This window comes from Dawidia cretensis, from assembly GCF_018598175.1.
Classification (GTDB): domain Bacteria; phylum Bacteroidota; class Bacteroidia; order Cytophagales; family Cyclobacteriaceae; genus Ohtaekwangia; species Ohtaekwangia cretensis.
On the sequence record NZ_JAHESE010000093.1, the window covers coordinates 1 to 722 of the forward strand.

The 722-nt window shown below is 44.0% G+C and carries 1 pseudogene; it reads left to right on the forward strand.

Annotated features, from left to right (window positions below):
• Nucleotides 1–96: 96 nt before the first annotated feature.
• A pseudogene (locus tag KK062_RS29855) lies at nucleotides 97–722 on the forward strand (hypothetical protein); the annotation flags it as partial.

Consider the following 722-nt stretch of genomic DNA (forward strand, 5'->3'; position numbering starts at 1 on the left):
CCAGCCCTTAATTGGGCACCGAGATCAAACGGCAGAAGCACGTGGTCAAATCCGCTAAGCTGGCTTGAGTCTCTCCATGGGGCCACAACGAGAAGTTTGCTGGGGAATCTTAACGTTAGTTATGAACTTTACAAAGGGTTAACCGTTAGATCAAATTTCGGCATAAGCGATATAAACCAGACCGAATATCTCACGGTGCCGATCAGTTCCCTTGATCCAACAAGTGCGTTTCAAAAACTTGGTCGTAGCACGCGGGGAACCAACAATCGAAATAACTGGATCATAGAGCCACAAGTGGATTTTTCAAGAGCCGTTGGCATGCATCGAATAGCTGCGATAGTTGGTGGAACGATGCAACAAGTTGAAACAATCAAAAGAGCATTTTTTGGCACTGGCTATACGTCTGATACTATGTTGGAATCAATTGCAGCAGCACCGGAGCTTCGCAGCATAGATTCAAACAATCAATATCGTTACTCGTCCATGTTTGCTAGGATTAATTATACAATTAATGACAAGTATCTATGTTCATTAACCGGGCGGAGAGACGGATCATCGAGATTTGGGCCAGGGAGACGTTTTGGGAATATCGGGTCGATTGGCATCGCTTGGATATTCTCAAGGGAAAATCTTATAGCAAATAATGCTCGTATTATTAGCTTTGGGAAATTGCGTACAACGGTTGGCACTACTGGTAATGACCAAATAGGCGACTCCAAATA